14 protein-coding genes and 1 pseudogene are annotated in these 19,386 nt (G+C 73.5%); 8 read left to right on the plus strand and 7 right to left on the minus strand.

What is annotated here, in order from left to right; all coding sequences use genetic code 11:
• Position 1: 1 nt before the first annotated feature.
• Genes IEZ05_RS16215 through IEZ05_RS16235 form a run of 5 tightly spaced genes read left to right on the plus strand, consistent with a single transcriptional unit; the run spans position 2 to position 5,593 of the window.
• The gene (locus IEZ05_RS16215) at positions 2-1,345 is read left to right on the plus strand and encodes an O-antigen ligase family protein (RefSeq protein WP_189230818.1); all 1,344 of its coding nucleotides are present in this window, start codon (positions 2-4) and stop codon (positions 1,343-1,345) included.
• The gene (gene murJ, locus IEZ05_RS16220) at positions 1,342-3,036 is read left to right on the plus strand and encodes a murein biosynthesis integral membrane protein MurJ (protein ID WP_189230819.1); all 1,695 of its coding nucleotides are present in this window, start codon (positions 1,342-1,344) and stop codon (positions 3,034-3,036) included. Before IEZ05_RS16215 ends, murJ begins: the two co-directional genes overlap by 4 nt.
• Positions 3,020-3,784, plus strand: coding sequence for a polysaccharide deacetylase family protein (locus IEZ05_RS16225; RefSeq protein ID WP_189230820.1), 765 nt, complete (start codon positions 3,020-3,022; stop codon positions 3,782-3,784). Before murJ ends, IEZ05_RS16225 begins: the two co-directional genes overlap by 17 nt.
• Position 3,785: 1 nt before the next feature.
• Positions 3,786-4,940, plus strand: a complete 1,155-nt coding sequence (locus tag IEZ05_RS16230; RefSeq protein WP_189230821.1) for a glycosyltransferase — start codon at positions 3,786-3,788, stop codon at positions 4,938-4,940.
• Complete coding sequence (locus tag IEZ05_RS16235) at positions 4,937-5,593, plus strand: YveK family protein (RefSeq protein WP_189230822.1); 657 nt, start codon at positions 4,937-4,939, stop codon at positions 5,591-5,593. Before IEZ05_RS16230 ends, IEZ05_RS16235 begins: the two co-directional genes overlap by 4 nt.
• 74 nt (positions 5,594-5,667) lie before the next feature.
• Here IEZ05_RS16235 and IEZ05_RS16240 read toward each other — a convergent pair whose 3' ends face one another.
• Positions 5,668-6,936 (minus strand): glycoside hydrolase family 26 protein, encoded by a 1,269-nt coding sequence (locus tag IEZ05_RS16240; RefSeq protein ID WP_189230823.1) that lies wholly within the window; start codon positions 6,934-6,936, stop codon positions 5,668-5,670.
• Between the two features lie 178 nt (positions 6,937-7,114).
• Here IEZ05_RS16240 and IEZ05_RS16245 point away from each other — a divergent pair, with 178 nt between their 5' ends.
• Together IEZ05_RS16245 and IEZ05_RS16250 are read left to right on the plus strand one after the other, a co-directional pair.
• Positions 7,115-8,377 (plus strand): carboxylate--amine ligase, encoded by a 1,263-nt coding sequence (locus tag IEZ05_RS16245; protein WP_189230824.1) that lies wholly within the window; start codon positions 7,115-7,117, stop codon positions 8,375-8,377.
• Positions 8,378-8,379: 2 nt separating this feature from the next.
• Positions 8,380-9,651: an NAD(P)-binding domain-containing protein gene (locus IEZ05_RS16250; RefSeq protein ID WP_189231079.1), complete on the plus strand. Its 1,272-nt coding sequence runs from the start codon at positions 8,380-8,382 to the stop codon at positions 9,649-9,651.
• A 206-nt stretch (positions 9,652-9,857) separates the two neighbouring features.
• Here IEZ05_RS16250 and IEZ05_RS36935 read toward each other — a convergent pair whose 3' ends face one another.
• The 4 genes from IEZ05_RS36935 to IEZ05_RS16270 form a co-directional block, all read right to left on the minus strand.
• Positions 9,858-10,751 carry a chaplin gene (locus IEZ05_RS36935; protein ID WP_229869733.1) on the minus strand — a complete coding sequence of 298 codons (894 nt, stop codon included), beginning with the start codon at positions 10,749-10,751 and terminating at the stop codon, positions 9,858-9,860.
• A 244-nt stretch (positions 10,752-10,995) separates the two neighbouring features.
• Positions 10,996-11,880, minus strand: a complete 885-nt coding sequence (locus tag IEZ05_RS16260; protein WP_189230825.1) for an ABC transporter permease — start codon at positions 11,878-11,880, stop codon at positions 10,996-10,998.
• Complete coding sequence (locus IEZ05_RS16265) at positions 11,877-14,528, minus strand: CocE/NonD family hydrolase (protein WP_189230826.1); 2,652 nt, start codon at positions 14,526-14,528, stop codon at positions 11,877-11,879. Before IEZ05_RS16265 ends, IEZ05_RS16260 begins: the two co-directional genes overlap by 4 nt.
• Before the next feature lie 125 nt (positions 14,529-14,653).
• Positions 14,654-16,090, minus strand: coding sequence for an APC family permease (locus IEZ05_RS16270; protein WP_189230827.1), 1,437 nt, complete (start codon positions 16,088-16,090; stop codon positions 14,654-14,656).
• Between the two features lie 343 nt (positions 16,091-16,433).
• Here IEZ05_RS16270 and IEZ05_RS16275 point away from each other — a divergent pair, with 343 nt between their 5' ends.
• Complete coding sequence (locus IEZ05_RS16275) at positions 16,434-17,291, plus strand: hypothetical protein (protein ID WP_189230828.1); 858 nt, start codon at positions 16,434-16,436, stop codon at positions 17,289-17,291.
• Between the two features lie 67 nt (positions 17,292-17,358).
• On the opposite strand, the gene mmsA is transcribed toward IEZ05_RS16275, so the two are convergent.
• Complete coding sequence (gene mmsA, locus IEZ05_RS16280) at positions 17,359-18,861, minus strand: CoA-acylating methylmalonate-semialdehyde dehydrogenase (RefSeq protein WP_189230829.1); 1,503 nt, start codon at positions 18,859-18,861, stop codon at positions 17,359-17,361.
• Positions 18,862-19,051: 190 nt separating this feature from the next.
• Positions 19,052-19,142: pseudogene (locus IEZ05_RS37080) on the minus strand (5-deoxy-glucuronate isomerase); the annotation flags it as partial.
• Positions 19,143-19,386 lie beyond the last annotated feature (244 nt).

Raw genomic sequence — 19,386 nt, forward strand, 5'->3', positions numbered from 1 at the left:
CGTGAGCCACGCTCTCGCACCGCTCCCGCGCCGGGCCGCCGCGCTCGGACCGGTCCTGCCCCTGGCGGCGGTGCTCGCCCTGCTGGCGCTGCCGCCGGCCGGGCACGGCGCGGGGCCCGCCGACGTGGGCTCCGGGCTGGTGGTGGGGTACTGCGTGATCCGTCTGCTGCGGGAGGGACGGCGCCCGCTGTCGCCCGCCGCGGCCCTGGTGCTGGGCCTGCCGGTCGTGGGGATCGCGTTCGCCGCGCTGGGGGCGTCCTCGCCCGCGGCCGGGCTGGCCGGCATGGTCCGCTATCTGCAGGTCTTCGTGCTGGTCCCGGCGGCGGTGCTGTTGCTGCTCCGGGACCGCCGCGACTTCCGGGTGCTGGCCTGGACGTTCGTGGGCCTCGCCCTGTGCGAGGGCGCCGTCGGCGTCCACCAGTACGTCACCCGGACCGGCGCCTCCTACCAGGGCGACGACATCCGGGCCGTCGGCACCTTCGGCGCCCAGGACGTGATGGGCATGGCGTCCGTGGTGTCCCTGGGCCTGGTGTGCGCCACCGGGCTCTCCCTGGGCCGGGCACCGGTGTGGCAGCGGGCGACCGCCACGGGCTGCGCGCTCGTGCTGCTCGCCCCGCTCGCGGTGTCCTTCAGCCGGGGCGCCTGGATCGCGACCGTCCTGACGTGCGGCGTGCAACTGGCGCTGGCCGGGCTGCGCCGCACCCTGAAGGTGGCCGCCGCCCTGGCCGCCGCGGGGGTGGTCCTGGTCGGCGGGTTCGGCGTCGGCACCGCACAGCTGCAGGAGCGGATCGGCAGCATCGCGCAGGTCACCGACGCGCCCGACCAGTCCGTCGTCGACCGGTACACCCTGTGGTCGTCGGCGACCGGCATGTGGCGCGACCACCCGCTGACCGGCGTGGGCCTGAAGAACTTCCCCGAGTATCGCGACGGGCACGCCACGCTGGCCCTGTCGTCGGGCAGCGACGTCGAGGGCGCCGGGGCCGAGTACCACAAGCAGGCACTGCTGTCGCCGCACAACATGTACCTGCTGGTGCTGAGCGAGCAGGGGCTGATCGGTCTGCTCACCCTCGCCGGGGGCTGGCTGGCCCTGCTGGTGTGCGGGATGCGCAGGCTGCTGCGCGTCCGCCGCCGCGGACCGGGGCTCGACTGCGGGCTGGTCGCCTGCGGGCTGCTGGTCTGGGTGCTGACCGACTTCCTGTACGGCGACATCGGCGGACCCTCGACCCTGGTGACCGCCATGGCCCTGGGGCTCACGGCCTGGTGGGCGCTGGCCGGCGGCGAGCGGCGGGACGCCCTGTCACCCGGTGGGGTACGGGACCGCATCGAGGAGGCAGTGGCCCGATGACGACGGTGCCCTCACGGATCCCCGAACCCGAGACCGGCGAAGCGGCGCCCGTACCCGCGGCGCGTGCGGCCACCTCGGCACAGGCCGGCCCCGACCAGGCCTCGGCCTCCCGGAAGTTCCTCGCCCGGGCGACGCTCGTCACGGCGTCGCTGTCCATCGCCGGCTCGCTGCTCGGCCTGGTGCGCGACCAGTCGCTGGCCCGGCTGTTCGGAGCCGGGAGCGACACGGACGCCTTCCTCGTCGCGTGGACCGTGCCGGAGCTGGCCGCCACGCTGCTGATCGAGGACGGGCTGGCGCTGGTGCTGATCCCGGCGTTCAGCCTGGCGCTGGCCCGCCGCGCCCGGGGCGCCGCGGGGGACCCGGTCCGGGCCCTGGTCGCCGCCACCCTGCCCCGTCTGTGCCTGGCCCTCGCCGCGGTGGCCGCGCTGGTCGCCGGTGCGGCTCCCCTCCTGGTCCGGGCCCTGGCGCCCGGCCTGCCCGACCCCCGCCTCGCCGTCGACTGCACCCGGCTCACGGCGATCAGCCTGCTGGCCTTCGGGCTGGCCGGGTACTGCAGCGCCGCGCTGCGGGCGCACCGCCGCTTCTTCGCGCCGGCGGCGATCTACGTCGCCTACAACACCGGCATCATCGCCGCGATGTTCCTGCTCGGCGGCCGGTGGGGCGTGCGTTCCGCGGCGGCCGGCGTCGCGGTGGGCGGCTGTCTGATGGTGGCGGTCCAACTGCCCTCGCTGTGGCGGCAGCTGACATCGCGCACACCGGCGTCGCACGGGCCCGGGACCGGGACGGACGCCGGGGAACGGCCGATGCGTTTCGCCCTGGTCGCCGCCGTCCTCCTCTTCGCCCTGTGCCGCCAGTCGCAGGTCCTCGTCGAACGCTTCCTCGCCTCCTCCCTGCCCGCCGGGGCCATCTCCCACCTGAACTACGCGCAGAAGGTGGCCCAGATCCCGATGACGCTGTCGCTGATGGTGTGCACGGTCACCTTTCCCGTGGTGGCGCGGGCCCTCGCGGACGGCGACACCGAGCGGGCCCGCAGCCGGGTGGAGCGGGACCTCGTGCTGGCCTCCTGCGTGGTGCTGATGGGGATGTGCGCGGTGATCGCCTGCGCCCCGCAGATGATCGAACTGCTCTTCCAGCGGGGGGCCTTCACCGAGGGCGACACCGTCGCGACGGCGGACGTGATGCGGGTGTACGCCGTCGGGCTGCTGGGCCAGACCCTGGTGGGCGCCCTGATCCGCTCCTACTTCTCGGCGGGCCGGCCCCGCTGGTACCCCGCCGCCGTGATGGCCGCCGGCATCGGCGTGACGTCCCTGATCGGCGCCCTGACCGTGCGCCCCTGGGGGGTGGCGGGGATCGCCGCCGCCAACGCCTTCGGCATCACCGTCACGGCCGCCCTGCTCCTCGCCGGGCTGCGAACGGGCCGGCGCGGCAGCCCGCACGGTGTCACGGTCCGCGTCCGGCAGGTCCTGGCCCAGCTGAACGGGCCCGTGCTCGCGACGGTCGCCGCCACCGCCGCCGGGGCGTTCGCCGCGAGCCGGTTCGGCTCCCCGGTGGGGGGCCTCGCGGCCGGCTGCCTGACCGTGACCGCCGTCTTCGTCCCGCTCGCCTGGGCCACGGGGGTCCGGGGTTCCTCATCCGCCGTGCGTTTCCTGCGCACCGTCACACGAAGGCTCACCCATGGCCGCTTCCGTTGATTCCGTCCAGACCGCCAGACCCGCCGCCCCGCACCCGGGCTCCCTGCCCTGGGTGGCGATGTACCACTCGGTGGGCGACTGCTCGGACGATCCGTACCGCATCACGGTCACTCCCGAGCGACTCGGCAAGCAGTTGGCGTGGCTACGCCGCCGGGGGCTGCGGGGCGTGTCCGTGGCCGACCTGCTCGCCGCCCGCGCCCGGGGCGAGGGGCGGGGCCTGGTCGGGCTCACCTTCGACGACGGGTACGCCGACTTCGTCACGGCCGCCCTGCCGCTGCTGCGCCGGTGGAACTGCGGCGCCACCCTCTTCGTCCTGCCCGGACGGCTCGGCGGCGACAACGCCTGGGACCCGCTCGGCCCGCGCAAGCCGCTGCTGACCGCCGACGGCATCCGGCAGGCGGCCGCGGAAGGCGTGGAGATCGGCTCGCACGGACTGACCCACGTCGATCTGACCCGGGCGGACGACCTGGAACTGAAGACCGAGGTCGTCGAGAGCCGCGCGCGGCTGGCGGAGCTGACCGGTGTCCGCCCCGACGGTTTCTGCTACCCGTACGGCACGGTCGACGCCCGCGCCGTCGAGGCGGTGCGCGACGCCGGGTACGCCTACGCCTGCGCCATCGACCCCGGCCCGCTGACCGGCCCGCACGCCCTGCCCCGCGTCCACGTCGGGCAGAACGACACGGCCTGGCGGCTGTACCTCAAGCACCGGCTGCACCGGTTGCGCCGGCGTCCCGTGGAAGGCCTGTGAGATGAAGGCCCTGCACATCATCACCGGCCTCGGCGTCGGCGGGGCCGAGCAGCAACTGCGTCTGCTGCTGCGTCATCTGCCCGTCTCGTGCGACGTCGTCACGCTCACCAACCCGGGCCCGGTCGCCGAGGGCCTCACCGCCGACGGTGTCCGCGTCGTGCACCTGGGCATGACCGGCAACCGCGACCTGACCGCGCTCCCCCGGCTGGTCCGGCTGATCCGCGCCGGCGGGTACGACCTGGTCCACACCCACCTGTACCGGGCCTGCGTCTACGGCCGGCTCGCCGCGCGCGTCGCCGGGGTCCGGGCGGTGGTCGCCACCGAGCACTCGCTGGGCGACTCGCAGATGGAGGGCCGCAGGCTCACCGCCGGGGTACGCGCGCTGTACCTCGCCAGCGAGCGGCTGGGCTCGACGACGGTCGCCGTCTCCTCGGCGGTGGCCCACCGGCTGAAGCACTGGGGCGTGCCGGCTCCCCGCATCGAGGTCGTCCCGAACGGCATCGAGCTGGACCGCTTCCGCTTCGACCGGGACCGGCGGGCACGCACCCGCCGGCGTCTCGGTCTGCCTCAGGACGCGTTCGTCGTCGGGGGTGTCGGCCGGCTCACCCGGGGGAAGCGGTTCGACGTCCTCGTCCACGCGCTCACCCGGCTGCCGGAGGACCACTGGCTGCTGCTGGTGGGCGGCGGCCCCGACGAGCACCTCCTGCGCCGCACGGCCCACGAGGCCGGTGTGTCCGGGCGGGTCCTGTTCACCGGCGAACGCCCCTACGTCCCGGACGGCTCCCCGGGCCCCGACCTGCCCGCGCTCACCTCCGCGATGGACCTGTTCGCGTCCCCGTCGCCGGACGAGGCCTTCGGTCTGGCGGCGGTGGAGGCGCTGGCGTCGGGCCTGCCGGTGCTCTACGCCTCCTGCCCGGCGATCGAGGACCTGCCGCCGTCGGCCACCGCCGGCGCCCGGCGCGTGCGGGGCGGACCCGACGCGTACGCCCGCGCGATCGCCGAGGTGAGCCAGGCGGGCGCCGGGCCCCGCACCGTCCCGGACGTCGCGCACCGCTACTGCATCACCCGCAGTACAGCCCGCCTCGTCGACGTCTACGCGGCAGCGGTCTCCCGTTCGCCGTCACCCCTCTCAACCCTCGGAGCAAGCCCCTCATGACCGACACTCCGACCCGTCGGCGCCTCGTGTCCGCGGCTCGTGTCAAGAAGCTGCCGTCCTGGTCCGTGCTCGCGGCGGGCGCCCTCGCCGGCACGCTGGCCGGCGGCGCCTACGGCCTCTTCACACCGGCCACCTACACGGCCACCAGCTATGTCGTCGCGGTGCCGACGGCGAAGTCCACCCCGGAGGCCGCCCGCGGGTTCGCGCAGGCGTACGGCCGTGTCGCCACCCAGCTCGCGGTGCTCGGGGACGCGCAGGTGTGGGCGGGCGTACCGGTGCGCACCCTCCAGGAGAAGGTGCGCACCGCGACCTCGCCGGACGCGCCGATGGTCGCCGTCTCGGCCACCTCCACGCGGCCCGGCCTCGCCGTCGACATGGCCAACGCGGTCTCCCGGGCGCTGACGCAGCACGCGGACCACTCCAAGAACAACACCCAGGTCCGGCTCGTGCAGTTCTCCCGCGCGGTGAAGCCGGGCAGCCCGACGTCCGCTTCGCCGACGGTGACCACCCTGGTGGGCGCGAGCGCGGGCGGGCTGCTGGGCGGCCTGGCCCTGCTGGCGCGGCCGAGGCGCGCCCGCCGGGAGGACGACCCCGCCCCCGTTCCGTCGGTGCCCGGCCCGGCCACGGCCGCCGACGTGCACGGGCAGCGGTGACGGCGCTGCGGTGCCCGGCGGTGGCGGCGGACCCTGACACGGGCCCGCCGCCACCGGCCGGGACGGCGGGAGCCCTAGTCCTCGGGCGACCACCACTCGAAGCGGAGGCAGAGCTTGCCGCCGAGCCAGTACTCCACCCAACTGCCCAGGTCCAGCGGCGAGCACCCTTCCGGGGCCTGCGGCACGGTGGGCTCGGTCGGTGTGGGATCGGGCGTGGTGGGAGCGGGCGGGGCGGTGGGTGTCGTCCCGTCTGCGAGGCGGGAGACGACGGACCGGTAGACGCGGGAGGCGTCCGGGTTGGCCCCGCACTGCCACACACCGTGCGGGCAGTAGTCGGTCAGCGTGTTGTACAGCGGCTTGTGCTCGACGATCCACTCCAGCATGCGCCGCATGTACTCGGGATTGTCGCCGTTCCGGAAGAGCCCCCACTCGGGGTAGGAGATGGGTTTGCCGTGGGCCTTCGCGAAGTCCACGTGCGCCTGGAGCCCGTAAGGCTCCTTCACCTGCTGGTCGAAGGACATCCCGGACGGCTGGTCGTAGGAGTCCATGCCGATGACGTCGACCGTGTCGTCGCCCGGGTAGCACTCGGTCCAGGGAAGGGCGTCCCGGCCGCGGCTCGGCGTGAAGTCGAACCGAAACTTCTGGCCCGGCACCGAGCGCATGGTGGTGACGATCCGGTTCCAGTACTTCTTCCAGGCCTCCGGGTCCGGCCCGCACCGGTGGGTGTAGGTGACGCCGTTCATCTCCCAGCCGAGCACCAGGATCGTGTCCGGCACCTTCAGCCGGACCAGCCGCTCGGCCAGGGCGCGGAAGTGGTGGTCGAACTCCCCGGCCGCGCCCCGCCGCAGCAGCTGCCGGACCTCGCCGTCGGAGACGCCCTCCTCGTTGCGCTCCTGCATGGGCACGTTCAGGACGAGCATCCGGTCGTCCTCGGCCCTGCGCCAGTGCGCCCACGTCTCGAGGAAGCGGATGTCCCCCTCGATGTCCTGCCAGCGGTTGCCGGGCAGGTAGGTGTGGCCGACGCGCAGTTCGGCACCGCCGAGCCAGTGGCTGAGCTGCGCCATACGGGCCACACCACGGGCGTCGGAGGCGAGGAAGGCGCCGAAGGCCGGTGCCTCCGGGCCCGGTGCCGGGGTGGCCGCCGACGGCGTCACCGACGGCTCGGGAACGGCCGGCCGCTGACCTGCGGGCCCGGTCGGGGCCGGCGACGGAGCGGGTGGATCAGTGCCTCGCACCACCCCCACCCCCGCCGCGGGACCGGACGCCAGGACGGCCGACGCGGCCACCGTCACCGCGCCCACGGCCAGCCTGCCGAACCGGAACCGCTTGTGCTGTGGAGCCATGCCTGCTCCTTTCTTCGCTCTCGTCCGACCTCTGTTTCTGTTCTCGCTATTGACGAACAGTCATATGAATTCAGACACAGGACATTCCGGGGCGCCACCGCCCTTGGGGCTTTCGAGTGCCGAACTCGCCCGTGCGGGTGAAAAGACCCGGAACAGACCCAAAAGAAAGTGAGATTTCATGTCCTTGCTCGACACCCGTGTCCCCGCGGTACTGCTGCGGATCGATCCGAATCCCTTTCACCACGGAACGCTGGGCGCCGTGCGGTCCCTCGGCAGGGCGGGCGTGGCGGTGCACGTCGTCGCCGACTCGGCCGGAAGTCCCCTCCCCAAGTCGCGTTACGTACGGCGGATGCACCCCCCGCCGCTTCCGGGAGCGTCCGCGGACGACATCCTCACCGTGCTGCGCCGGGTGGCGGGTGAGGTGGCGTCACCCGCCGTCCTGATCCCGATGGACGACGCGAGCGCGATCGCCGTGGCCCGCATGCGCGACGCCCTCGCCCCGTCCTACCTGCTGCCCGCGATGCCGGGCGCGCTGGCCGAACGCGTCGCCGACAAGGGCGAACTGGCCGCCGTGTGCGCCGCCGCGGACGTGCCGCACCCGGTGACGCTGGTCCCGGACAGCGCGGCGGGGGCCGCCGACGCCGTGCGGCGGCTCGGGGTGCCGGTGGTGGCGAAGTGGAGCCGTCCCTGGCTGCTGCCGGCCGGCAGCGGGCTGCGCAGCACGCTGCTGGTGCGGTCCCCGGAGCAGGCGCGGGAGCTGTACCTGCGCACCGCGGAGGCGGGCAGCCCGCTGCTGCTCCAGGCCTACCTGCCGCCGGGGCGCGACCGGGACTGGTTCTTCCACGGCTACGCCGACGGCTCGGGCGCCGTGCGCGCGGGCGGACCGGGCCGCAAGCAGCTGGCGTGGCCGCGGGGAGCGGGCCTGACCGCGGTGGGCCGCTGGACACCCAACCCGCAGGTGCAGGAGCTGGCCGAGCGGATCGCCGGCGAGCTGGGCTACCGGGGCATCTTCGATCTCGACTTCCGCCGCTGCGGCACGACGGGCCGCTATCACCTGCTCGACTTCAATCCGCGCCCCGGGGCGCAGTTCCGGCTCTTCGCGGACAGCGCGGGACTGGACGTCGTACGCGCCCTGCATCTCGACCTGACGGGCCGCCCGCTCCCGGACGGCGCCCCGCTGGCCGGACGGGCGTTCGTGGTGGAGAACTACGCGCCGCTGACCGTGCTGCGTCCGGCCCCGGACGGACGCGAACTGGCCTGGTACGCCCGGGACGACCCGGCACCCGGATGGGCGATGTGGGCCCTGTGGAGCCGTCATGTCTCGGGCCGGCTGCGAGAGCGGCTGCGCCCGACGACGCCGGCCCGCACGTCGACGGCATCACACCTGATCCCCAGGGCGGCCTCGTCCTCCCTGACCGACAACGAGAAAGCGAGCAAGTGATGATGTACGACCTTCTGGTGGTGGGCGCGGGTCCGTACGGTCTGTCGATCGCGTCCCACGCCGCGGCCGCCGGGCTGAACCTGCGTGTGCTCGGCCGGCCCATGGCGTCCTGGCGGGACCACATGCCCGCCGGCATGTACCTGAAGTCGGAGCCCTGGGCGTCCAACCTCTCCGACCCCCACGGACGCTGGCGCCTGGACGCGTACTGCGCGGAGAGGGGGCTGACGGCACGTCACGCGCAGCCGATCCCGGTGGAGGAGTTCGCGTCGTACGGCCTGTGGTTCGCGCGTCACGCCGTGCCGGAGGTGGACGAGCGCATGGTGGCGCGGGTGGCGTCCGGCCCCGGCGGGTTCACGGCGGTCACCGAGGACGGAGAGGTGCTGCACGCACGGACGGTCGCGATGGCGGTGGGAGTGATGCCGTTCATCGAGGTACCGCCCGCACTGCGCGGGCTGCACCCGGCGCTGGTGACGCACAGCAGCCACCACAGCGACCTCACGCCGTTCCGCGGCAAGGACGTGACGGTGATCGGCGGCGGCCAGGCGGCGCTGGAGACCGCGGCGCTGCTCGCCGAGCAGGGCACCCGGGTGCGGGTGCTGGCGCGGGCGGAGCGGGTGCGCTGGAACGACGTGCCGCCGCCCTGGGAGCGCCCTTGGACGGAGACGGTCCGTTCGCCGCACAGCGGACTCGGCCCCGGCTGGCGGAACTGGTTCTACTCCGAGCGCCCCGGTGTCTTCCGGCGGCTGCCGGAGGCGACCCGGACCCGGATCGCGGCCACGGCGCTGGGGCCGGCCGGCGCGTGGTGGGTGCGGGACCGGGTGGAGCGCGCGGTGGAGCTGATGCCGGGCCACGAGGTCTCCGCGGCCTGTGCGGTGGCGGGCGGCGTGCGGCTGGACACGGTGCGCCGCGACGGCACAGTGCACACCCTGGAGACCGAGCACGTCATCGCCGCCACCGGGTTCAAGCCGCGCTGCGACCGGATGGGGATGCTCGCCTCCGACCTGTGCGGCACGCTCGCGGTCCTGCCCGACGGCTCCCCGGCGACCGGCCGGGAGTTCGAGTCGTCCCACCCGGGCCTGTTCCTCGCGGGCCTGGTGACGGCCTCCGGTTTCGGCCCGGCCATGCGCTTCGTCCACGGCGCGACGTTCACGGCGAGGACCCTCGTCCAAGGGGTGCGCCGCCGGCTCAGGGCGACCCCGGCCCGCGGAACGGTCCCCGTTCCGGGAGTGGCCGGCCGGACCGCGTCGCCGTCGCCGTCGCCGGTGGGCCACTGACGGGAGCGCCGCCCACCCGCGGGCCGCTGCCGCGAGGCGAGCCGGCGGTCCGCAGGTGGACCGCCGGCCGCGGCGTACGACCGCCCGGCACGGCGAAACGCCCCCGGTCCGCCCGGCCACCTGGTGGTGGCCCGGGTTGGTCCGGGGGCGTTTCGCCGAGGAGGACAGCGGGTGCCGGGCGGATGCCGTCCGGCGCCCGGGAGGGGTTAGCGGCGGGCGGCGACGCGGCCGCGGCGGTACAGCATCGCTCCGCCACCGAGCAGCGCGGCACCGGCGACCGAGGCCGTCAGCATGCCCGCGCTGCCGGTCTCGGCCAGCTGCGGCGTCTCGCCGGGCTCCTCGACACCCACCGACGGCGGCGTGTCGACCGTGCGCACCGGCGGAGTGGTGGGCGTGCTGGTGGTCGGAGGCGTCTCGGGCGCCGGAGGCAGCTCTTCCTCGGTGCCGTAGCCGGGCTCGGACCCGTACGAGGTGTTGCCGCACTCGTTGCCGTACGCGTCGTTGAACACCCCGAGCACGTCGACGGAGTTGCCGCACACGTTCACCGGCAGGTGGATGGGCGCCTGGACGTTGTTCCCGGACAGCAGGCCGTAGGAGTCCTCGGTGTGCCCCACGGCCCGCGCGCCGTCGGCGGAGCCGTCGTGCGAGGACGTGGACGACTTCTCCGCGTGCGAGACGTTGCCGCACGCGTTGCCGTACGCGTCGTTGAACGCCGCGAGCACGTCGACGGTGTTGCCGCACACGTTCACCGGCGCGTGGATGGGCGCCTGGACGTTGTTCCCGGACGCGATCCCGGAGGCGTCCTCGGTGTGCCCCACCGCCTGGGCGCCGCCGGCGGAACCGGACCGGCCCTTGTGCGAGACGTTGCCGCACGCGTTGCCGTACGCGTCGTTGAACGCCGCGAGCACACCGACGGTGTTGCCGCACACGTTCACCGGCACGTCGATGGGCGCCTGGACGTTGTTCCCGGACAGCAGACCGGAAGCATCGTCGGTGGCTCCCACCGCGATGCTGTCAGCGAGTGCCGGGGTGCCGGACAGGGACAGAATGCCCGTGGCGGCGGCCGCCGCGAACACTCCCCTGCTCAGGGTCTGTCGCAATGTCGTGATCTTCCTGCTTGAAGTGCTGCGCGAATTCCTGCGGGAAAGGCCCGTGTACCGCGGATGGAGCAGGCGACGGCGTCGGTGCCCATTGCCTTCTCGGGCACTGCGCGTTCCTTTCTCGTGGCGCCGCATGCCTACTGCTTCATAAACCCGACGCGTGAGAATCGGTTGCGCAGGTTCACCCGGTTGGACCGCGCAGTATTCAAAAAGTTCCGGAAAGAACGGTGCGGCGCCCGGCCGCTCAGGACACCACGTCCTTGCGGGCGAACCCCCTGAACGCCAGCGCGAACAGGACGAGGGCGTACGTCACGGAGATCGCGGTGCCCTGGATCATGCCGGACCATTCGGGCTGCGGCTGGACGGCGTCCGCCCAGGCGAATTGCCAGTGCGCGGGCAGGAAGTCGCGCCAGTGGCCGAGGGCGGTGACGGCGTCCAGGACGTTGCCGACGATGGTGAGGCCCACCGCGCCGCCGACCGCGCCGAGCGGGGCGTCGGTCCGGGTGGACAGCCAGAACGCGAGCCCGGCCGTGACCAGTTGGGACACGAAGATGTACGCCACGACCACCACGAGCCGCAGTGCCGCCGCCGACGGGGCGAGCGAGCCGCCCGTCGGGATCGCCAGCGGCCCCCAGCCGTAGGCGACCGTTCCCACGGCGAGGGCGACCAGCGGCAGCAGCACCATCGCGGCGAGGCTGAGCCCCAGCCCGACGGCGAGCTTGGACGCGAGCAGCCGGGCGCGCGGCACCGGTGCGGCGAGCAGGTAGCGCAGGGAGGACCAGCTCGCCTCGGAGGCCACGGTGTCCCCGCAGAACAGGGCGACGGGGACGACCAGCAGGAAGCCCGCCGAGACGAAGAGGCTGACCGCGGCGAAGTTGGCGCCGGAGGCGGTGGCCGTGTCCATCAGGGTGATGCGGTCGCCGGGGCCGTCCGGTTCGCCGCCGATCGCGAAGGCGACGACCAGGACGAACGGCAGGGCGGCGAGGATCGCGCCCATCACCAGGGTGCGGCGCCGCTTCAGCTGGCGCACCAGCTCCACCCGCAGGGGCAGGGTGCGGCCCGGCCGGTAGTCGTACGCGGACTCGGCCGGCTCGGCGGGCCGCCGGGTCCGCTCGGTGAGCGCGCTCATGCGGAACCTCCGATCAGGGTGAGGAAGGCGTCCTCCAGGCGGCGGTGCGGGCCGACCGAGGCCACCGGCACCTCCAGCCGGACCAGTTCGGCCACGAGGCGGGGCGCCGTGCCGTCGGTGCCGAGGCGGACCAGGAGCCCGTCGTCGGTGTGCACGACCGAGGCCACGCCGGGCAGCGCGGCGACCTTCTCCACGAGCGGTTCCTCCACGGGGAGGTCGGTGCCGACGAGGAGGGTGTCGCCGGAGCCGATGATCTCGGCGACCGGACCGGCCTGGACCAGGCGTCCGCGGTCCATGACCACCAGGTGGGTGCAGGACTGCTCGACCTCGGCGAGCAGGTGGCTGGAGACGATGACGGTGCGCCCGGCGGCCGCGTACCGGATCATCACCTCGCGCATCTCGCGGATCTGGGGCGGGTCGAGGCCGTTGGTCGGCTCGTCCAGGATGAGCAGGTCGGGCAGGCCCAGCATGGCCTGGGCGAGGGCGAGGCGCTGGCGCATGCCCTGCGAGTAGGTGCGCACCGCGCGGGCCAGCGCGTCGCCGAGGCCGGCGATCTCCAGGGCCTCGTCCAGGTGGGCGTTGCCGGGCGGGCGGCCGGTGGCCCGCCAGTACAGCTCCAGGTTCTCCCGGCCGGACAGGTGCGGCAGGAAGCCGGCGCCCTCGACGAAGGCGCCGACCCGGGACAGCACGGGGGCGCCGGGCCGGACGGCGTGGCCGAAGACGCGGATCTCGCCCTCGTCCGGCGTGATCAGGCCCATCAGCATGCGCAGGGTGGTCGTCTTGCCGGCGCCGTTCGGGCCGAGCAGGCCGAGGACCTGGCCCTTCTCAACGCGGAAGGACAGGTCCCGCACCGCGTACCGGTCGGCCGCACCGGCGTAGCGTTTGGTGAGGCCGGTGATCCGGAGCGGGACCTCGGCGAGGGCGGGGTCCGGGGCGGGCGTGGCGGTGCGGCGGCGGCCGGTCAGCAGCAGGGCCAGGGCGACGGCGAGACCGGCGAGCGGCAGCCACCACACCCAGGCGGGCAGCGGGGCGGCGGCCGTGGTGACGCCGGGCGCCGTCGGCACCGACAGGCCGCCCGCGAGGGAGACCGTGTACGTCGCCGGGGCGGCCGGGGAGGCGTAGCCGAGGTCGGTGGAGGCGAGGACCAGGCGCAGCCGGTGGCCCTTCTCGACCTCGTGGTCGATCGCCGGGAGGGTGAGGGTGACGTCCTTGCCGGCCTTGGCGCCCTCGACGCGGACGGGCGTGACGAGCTGGGCGGGGAGCACCGGGGCGGCGCCGCCGGGGCCGACGTCGTACACCTTGCCGAAGAGGACGGCGTCGTCGGAGGTGGAGCGGACGTGGACGGTCGCCGTCGGGGAGCCGGTGATGTGCAGGTCCTCGGTCAGCGGGGCCGACTGGAAGGCGGCGAACTGGCCGGGGAAGTCCAGGGAGACGCCGACGCCGAGGGAGGACAGCTGTGCGAGCCCGCCCGCGCCGCCGATGCCGGGGAGGGCGGAGACGGCGGGCGGGTTCGCGCCGGCCGGGTTGGCGAAGCGCTGCTCGCGTCCGCCCAGGGGCACGGAGGCGGGCCCGCCGCCCAGGCCGGGGTACCGGTTCGCGCTCGCGCCCCGCAACTGGGCCCGTCCGTCGGTGGAGTCCACTCCGCCGGTGCGGGTGACCCGGAAGGCGGGGCCGGTGGCGGCGCCCTCGTCGTCCTTCAGATAGCGGTCGAACCAGGAGTGCGCGCGCGCCTGGACGCGGTCCGTCTCCAGGTCGCCGCCGTCGTGCCCGCCCGCGATCCAGTCGACGTCGACGGGCGCGCCGTTCGCACGGATCGCCCGGGCCGCGGCGTCGGCCTGGCCGAGCGGGAAGAGGGAGTCGGTCTGGCCCTGCGCCAGCAGGGTGGGGACCTCGATGCGCTCGCCCACGGCCTGCGGGCTGCGTTCCCGGAGCAGCTTCACGGCCTCCGCATCCGGCACCCCGGACTCGGCGACCCGCTGGTACATCCGGCACAGCGCGTCCTCGAAACGGTCGCAGCCGCCGCCGGTGTTGACGAAGATGCCCGCCCACAGCTTCTTGAAGACGCCGTTCGGGAACAGCGCGTCCGCGAGGTTCCAGTAGGTGATGGAGGGGGCGATGGCGTCCACGCGGTCGTCGTGGCCCGCGGCGAGCAGCGCGACCGCGCCGCCGTAGGAGGCGCCGGCCATGCCCACGCGCGGGTCGCCGGCCTTGTCGAGGCGCACCTGCGGCTGCCGCGCCAGCCAGTCGATCAGCCGGGAGACGTCGGCGACCTCGCCGTCCGGGTCGTTGAGCCCGATCTTCCCCGTGGACCTGCCGAAGCCGCGCGCCGACCAGGTCAGCACCGCGTACCCGTCCCTGGCGAGGCTCTCCGCCTGCTGCCGCAGGTCGGCCTTGCTGCCGCCGAAGCCGTGCGCGAGCAGGACGGCGGGACGGCGGCCGCCGGAACCGGCCGTGAAGTAGGAGGTGTCCAGACGCACTCCGTCGCCGACGGGCATCATCCGGTCGGTGCGCCGTACCGGGGGCGGGTCGTCGGAGGCGACCGCCGTCCACGTCCCCGCGCCGGCGAGCACGACGACGGCGGCCGCGGCGGAGAGCATCCGCCGCGGCCGCCGCAGCAGCCCCCGCATGCGGGGCAGTCGAAGATCCATGCGTCAACGGTACGGTCCGCCACCGGAATCGGGGGCCCTCCAGGGGCTGAACCACCGCCCCTCCCACGGGCGTACGGCGCCCCGCCGTCTACCGCGGACGCGGTAGACGGCGGGGCGGTCCGGGCTCACGCCTCGGCGGGGACCCGGGCGTCGTCCCGGGTGTCCTCAGGGAGGGTCACCAGCCAGCGGGTGTCGCGGCGCGGGCGCAGGTACAGGGCCCAGTACAGGGTGGCGACGGCGGTGATGCCGCCGGTCCACAGCAGGTAGCTCGTCTCCTGCTGGGTCAGGATGTAGGCGAGGACCACGATCAGCAGGACGGGCACGGCGGGCCACAGGGGCATGCGCCACGCCTGCGTGTGCCGGTGGTCGCCGCGCCGGCACAGCAGGGCGGCGATCGCGACCAGCAGGTACATGCCGGTCACCGAGACGCCGGTGACGCCGTACAGGGTGTCGAGGTTGACGAAGCAGAGGATCGCGCCGGGCACGCCGACCGCGAGGGTGGAGACCCAGGGGGAGCCGAAGCGGCCGAGCTTGGCGAAGAGGTTGTTCACCGGCTCGGGCCACGCCTTGTCGCGGGCGGAGGCGAACAGCACGCGCGAGTTCTGGATGACCATCACGATGCCGGCGTTGATGATGGCGAGGGCCACGCAGAGGCTGACGAAGGTGCCGACGGCCGAGTTGGACCAGGCGGTGACCATGGAGCCGATGTCGCCGCCGGTCAGTTCGGTGAGGTCCGAGGCGCCCAGGGTGATGGCGACGACCGGCACCAGGATGATCACGGTGGAGATGGCGAGGGTGGCCAGCACCGTGCGGGCGACGTTGCGGCGCGGGTGCTCCAGCTCCTCGGAGAGGTAGACGGCGGTGGAGAAGCCCTGGGTGATGAACAGGGCGATGGCGAGCCCGGAGACGACCAGCATGGCCGTCACGGCGTCCGTGTGGCCGTCGGCGCCGGCCACCTCCATCGAGGCGAGGCTGCCGGGGCCGCGCTCGCCGTGGGCGAAGCCCAGCACCGCGACGACGGCGGCGGCGATGACCTCCAGGACCAGGAAGACGCCGGTGATCCAGGCGTTGGCGCGCAGGTCGAGCAGGCCGGCGAGGGTGGCGAGCACCATGACGCCGGCGCCGGCGATCGACGGGTCGAGGTGCACGATCGGTTCGAGGTAGTCGGCCGTGCCCATCGCGATCACCGGCGGGACGATCATGACGACCAGCAGGGACAGCACGAAGACCAGCCAGCCCGCCAGCCGCCCGGCCATGGTCGACACCATGGCGTACTCGCCGCCCGCGCTGGGGATCATGGTGCCCAGCTCGGAGTAGCAGAACGCCACGGCGATACAGAGGAGGGAGCCGATGGCGATCGTCAGGGCGGTGGCGGTGCCGAGCGTGCCGAACAGGTCGGGCACGACCACGAACAGCGTGGAGGCGGGGGTCACGCACGAGAGCGTCAGGAGAGTGCCGCCGACGACCCCGATGGAACGCTTGAGCGTCCGGGACTCCGGATGGTCCGGCTGGTCCGGGGGCGCTGCGGTGGCGGTCTGGGCGGGGCGGAGCGTGTCGGTCATGGAGCGGTTCCGATCGACTCGTGCTGTGTGGTTCGGGCGGGAGCGCTATCGCCTCCGGCGGCTTGGTCGTACGTGGTTCTCGTCCGCTCCCGGCGCAAGATAGAACCCCGACGAAAACCAGCACGTCAATGGGTGTTTACCTACGGAATCCGTTGAGCGATGTCGACAGGACAACGGGAAAGCGCATCACAGGCCGTCGGTTGGGGCCCGTTGAGGCGTACGGGAACCGTAGCCGGACCGGCAAAAAAACGTACGGCCTTCCGGTATCCGGACGCTGTCGGCGGTGCCCGGTAGAGTCCTCGGCACAGATGAATCACAGGATCACGGCAACGGGTGGGGACTCATGAAGCTGAGGTACACGGCGGCCTGGGTGGGGCTGACGGCGGCGACGATCGTGGCGACGTCCGCGTGCGGTGCGGAGGGCGCGAAGAACGCCGCCGAGACCGCGGACAAGGCGGCGACGAAGGCCGTGGACAAGGCGGACAGCATCATGGCGGCCCTCACCCGGGCCACCGACCGCACCGAGGAGCTGGGCTCCGCGGAGGTCCGGACGACGACCGACCTGGGCACGGGCGAGCCCATCGCGATGGACGGCACGTACTCCTGGGGCGACGGCTACGCGCTGGACGTCGAGATGGACACCGAGGCCGCGCAGATGCAGGAACTCACGGACTCCCCGACGGTGCGCACGCTGTTCGTGGACGGCGCCTACTACTACGACATCGACCCCCAGCCCGCCGGCCCGCTCGCGGGCAAGGAGTGGATGAAGATCGACGGGTCGGCCGTGTTCGGCGAGTCCGGCGCCGCCGCGTTCAGCGGGGGCGGCGGGGGCGGCAGCCCGGCGGACTCCATGAAGGGCCTCAAGTACGCGAGCGACGTCGACGACCTCGGCAAGGAGAACGTCAACGGCAAGCCCACCACGCACTACCGGGCCGTGCTCGACCAGAACGACCTGGGCAAGTTCAAGGAGGCCCTCGGCGGCGAGGACAGCCTGCTCAACTCCGGTGCGGGCAGCGGCTCGATCACCATGGACATCTGGGTGGGCGACAAGGACCTGCCGGTGCGCCTGAAGCAGGAGTTCGGCGCCATGACGGTCACCATGGACTTCGACAAGTTCGGTGCCACCAAGGAGATCGTGGCCCCGCCCGCCGACCAGACCGGCGACCTCACCGACGAGGTGAAGGCGCAGCAGCAGGGCTGAGCCGGGCACGGCGGTGCCCCGTCCCGCACGGGTGGGACGGGGCACCGCGCGTTTTCCGGGCTTCGCCTCAGTGGTTGCGGGGGAAGCCCAGGTCCACGCCCGCCGGGGCGTCGGCCGGGTCCGGCCAGCGGGTGGTGACGACCTTGCCGCGGGTGTAGAAGTGCGTGCCGTCGTTGCCGTAGATGTGGTGGTCGCCGAAGAGCGAGTCCTTCCAGCCGCCGAAGGAGTGGTAGCCCACGGGGACCGGGATCGGGACGTTCACGCCGACCATGCCGGCCTCGACCTCCAGCTGGAAGCGGCGGGCCGCGCCGCCGTCCCGGGTGAAGATCGCGGTGCCGTTGCCGAACGGCGAGGCGTTGATGAGGGCCACGCCCTCCTCGTACGTGTCGGCGCGCAGCACGCACAGCACCGGGCCGAAGATCTCGTCCTGGTAGGCCTTGGCGGTGGTCGGCACCCGGTCCAGCAGGGAGATGCCGATCCAGTGGCCGTCCTCGTGGCCGTCGACGGTGTAGCCGGTGCCGTCGAGGACGACCTCGCAGCCCTCGGCTGCCGCGCCCTCGACGTAGGACGCCACCTTGTCGCGGTGCGCCTTGGTGATCAGCGGGCCCATCTCGGACGTCGGGTCGTTGCCCGGGCCGATCTTGATCTTCTCGGCGCGCTCGCGGATCTTCTCCACCAGCTCGTCGCCGACGGCGCCGACCGCGACGACCGCGGAGATCGCCATGCAGCGCTCGCCCGCCGAGCCGTAGGCCGCGCTCACCGCGGCGTCGGCCGCGGCGTCCAGGTCGGCGTCCGGCAGCACCAGCATGTGGTTCTTGGCGCCGCCCAGCGCCTGGACCCGCTTGCCGTTGGCCGAGGCGGTGGTGTGGATGTAGCGGGCGATCGGCGTGGAGCCGACGAAGGAGACCGCCTTGACGTCCGGGTGCTCCAGCAGGCGGTCCACTGCCACCTTGTCACCGTGCACGACGTTGAAGACGCCGTCGGGCAGACCGGCCTCGGAGAGCAGCTCGGCGATCCTCACGGCGGCCGACGGGTCCTTCTCGCTCGGCTTGAGCACGAAGGTGTTGCCGCACGCGATGGCGATGGGGAACATCCACATCGGCACCATCGCCGGGAAGTTGAACGGTGTGATGCCCGCGACGACGCCGAGCGGCTGCCGGATGGAGGACACGTCGACGCGGGTGGCTACCTGCATCGACAGCTCGCCCTTGAGCTGCACGCTGATGCCGCACGCCAGGTCGACGATCTCCAGGCCGCGCGCGACCTCACCGAGCGCGTCGGAGTGCACCTTGCCGTGCTCGGCGGTGATCAGGTCGGCGATCTCGTCGCGGTGGGCGTCCAGCAGCGCCCGGAACGTGAAGAGGATCGAGGTCCGCTGCGCCAGCGAGGACTGCCCCCAGGTCTGGTACGCGTCCTTGGCGGCGGCGACCGCGGCGTCCACCTCCTCCACCGAGGCGAAGGCCACCTTGGTGGTGACCTCACCCGTTGCCGGGTCGGTCACCGGCCCGTACGTGCCCGAGGCGCCTTCGGCGGTCTTGCCGCCGATCCAGTGGTTGACGATGTTCGTCATGACCGAGAACTCCTTCACAGTTGGCGGCGACGGGTCGTAGCGTGCCGTTCGTCCAGCTCACGGGCCGTTGCCGGCGACGGTCGGGTCGCGGTCAAGGCCATGGGTCCATCTCAGCAGCCGGGCGCCCCGACGCGCGCCCGACACTGTGTCTGCGGTTTGGGTGTCCGAGTGGACACGTGGGGCAGTACGGCGGAACCTCCGGCGCGGAGCCGAGGCGGGCGGGGAGTCGTCGCGCGCCCTTCGCTCCTGCCAGGGCGAAGCGGCCTTCCCGCGCCGGAGGCGTCTCCCCCGGTTTCTAGCCCCGCGCACGGAGCCTGTCAATGTTTTGTCCGGACATTCGGACGACATACTCCGGGTGGCGGGTCGCCGGCGCGAGAACGACGCCGCGCCGCACCCGAGTCAACCCTCCGCGCCCGAACTCCGGGGGAGGTCTTTGCGGCACTCGTGTCACAAAGACCACCTCCGTGTCACAGGTGTCACGAGCACGCGGGCCTTCGGTCACACCCGGGCACGGGGCCTGACCAC

The organism is Streptomyces flaveolus (assembly GCF_014648815.1).
GTDB classification, from domain to species: Bacteria; Actinomycetota; Actinomycetes; order Streptomycetales; family Streptomycetaceae; genus Streptomyces; species Streptomyces flaveolus.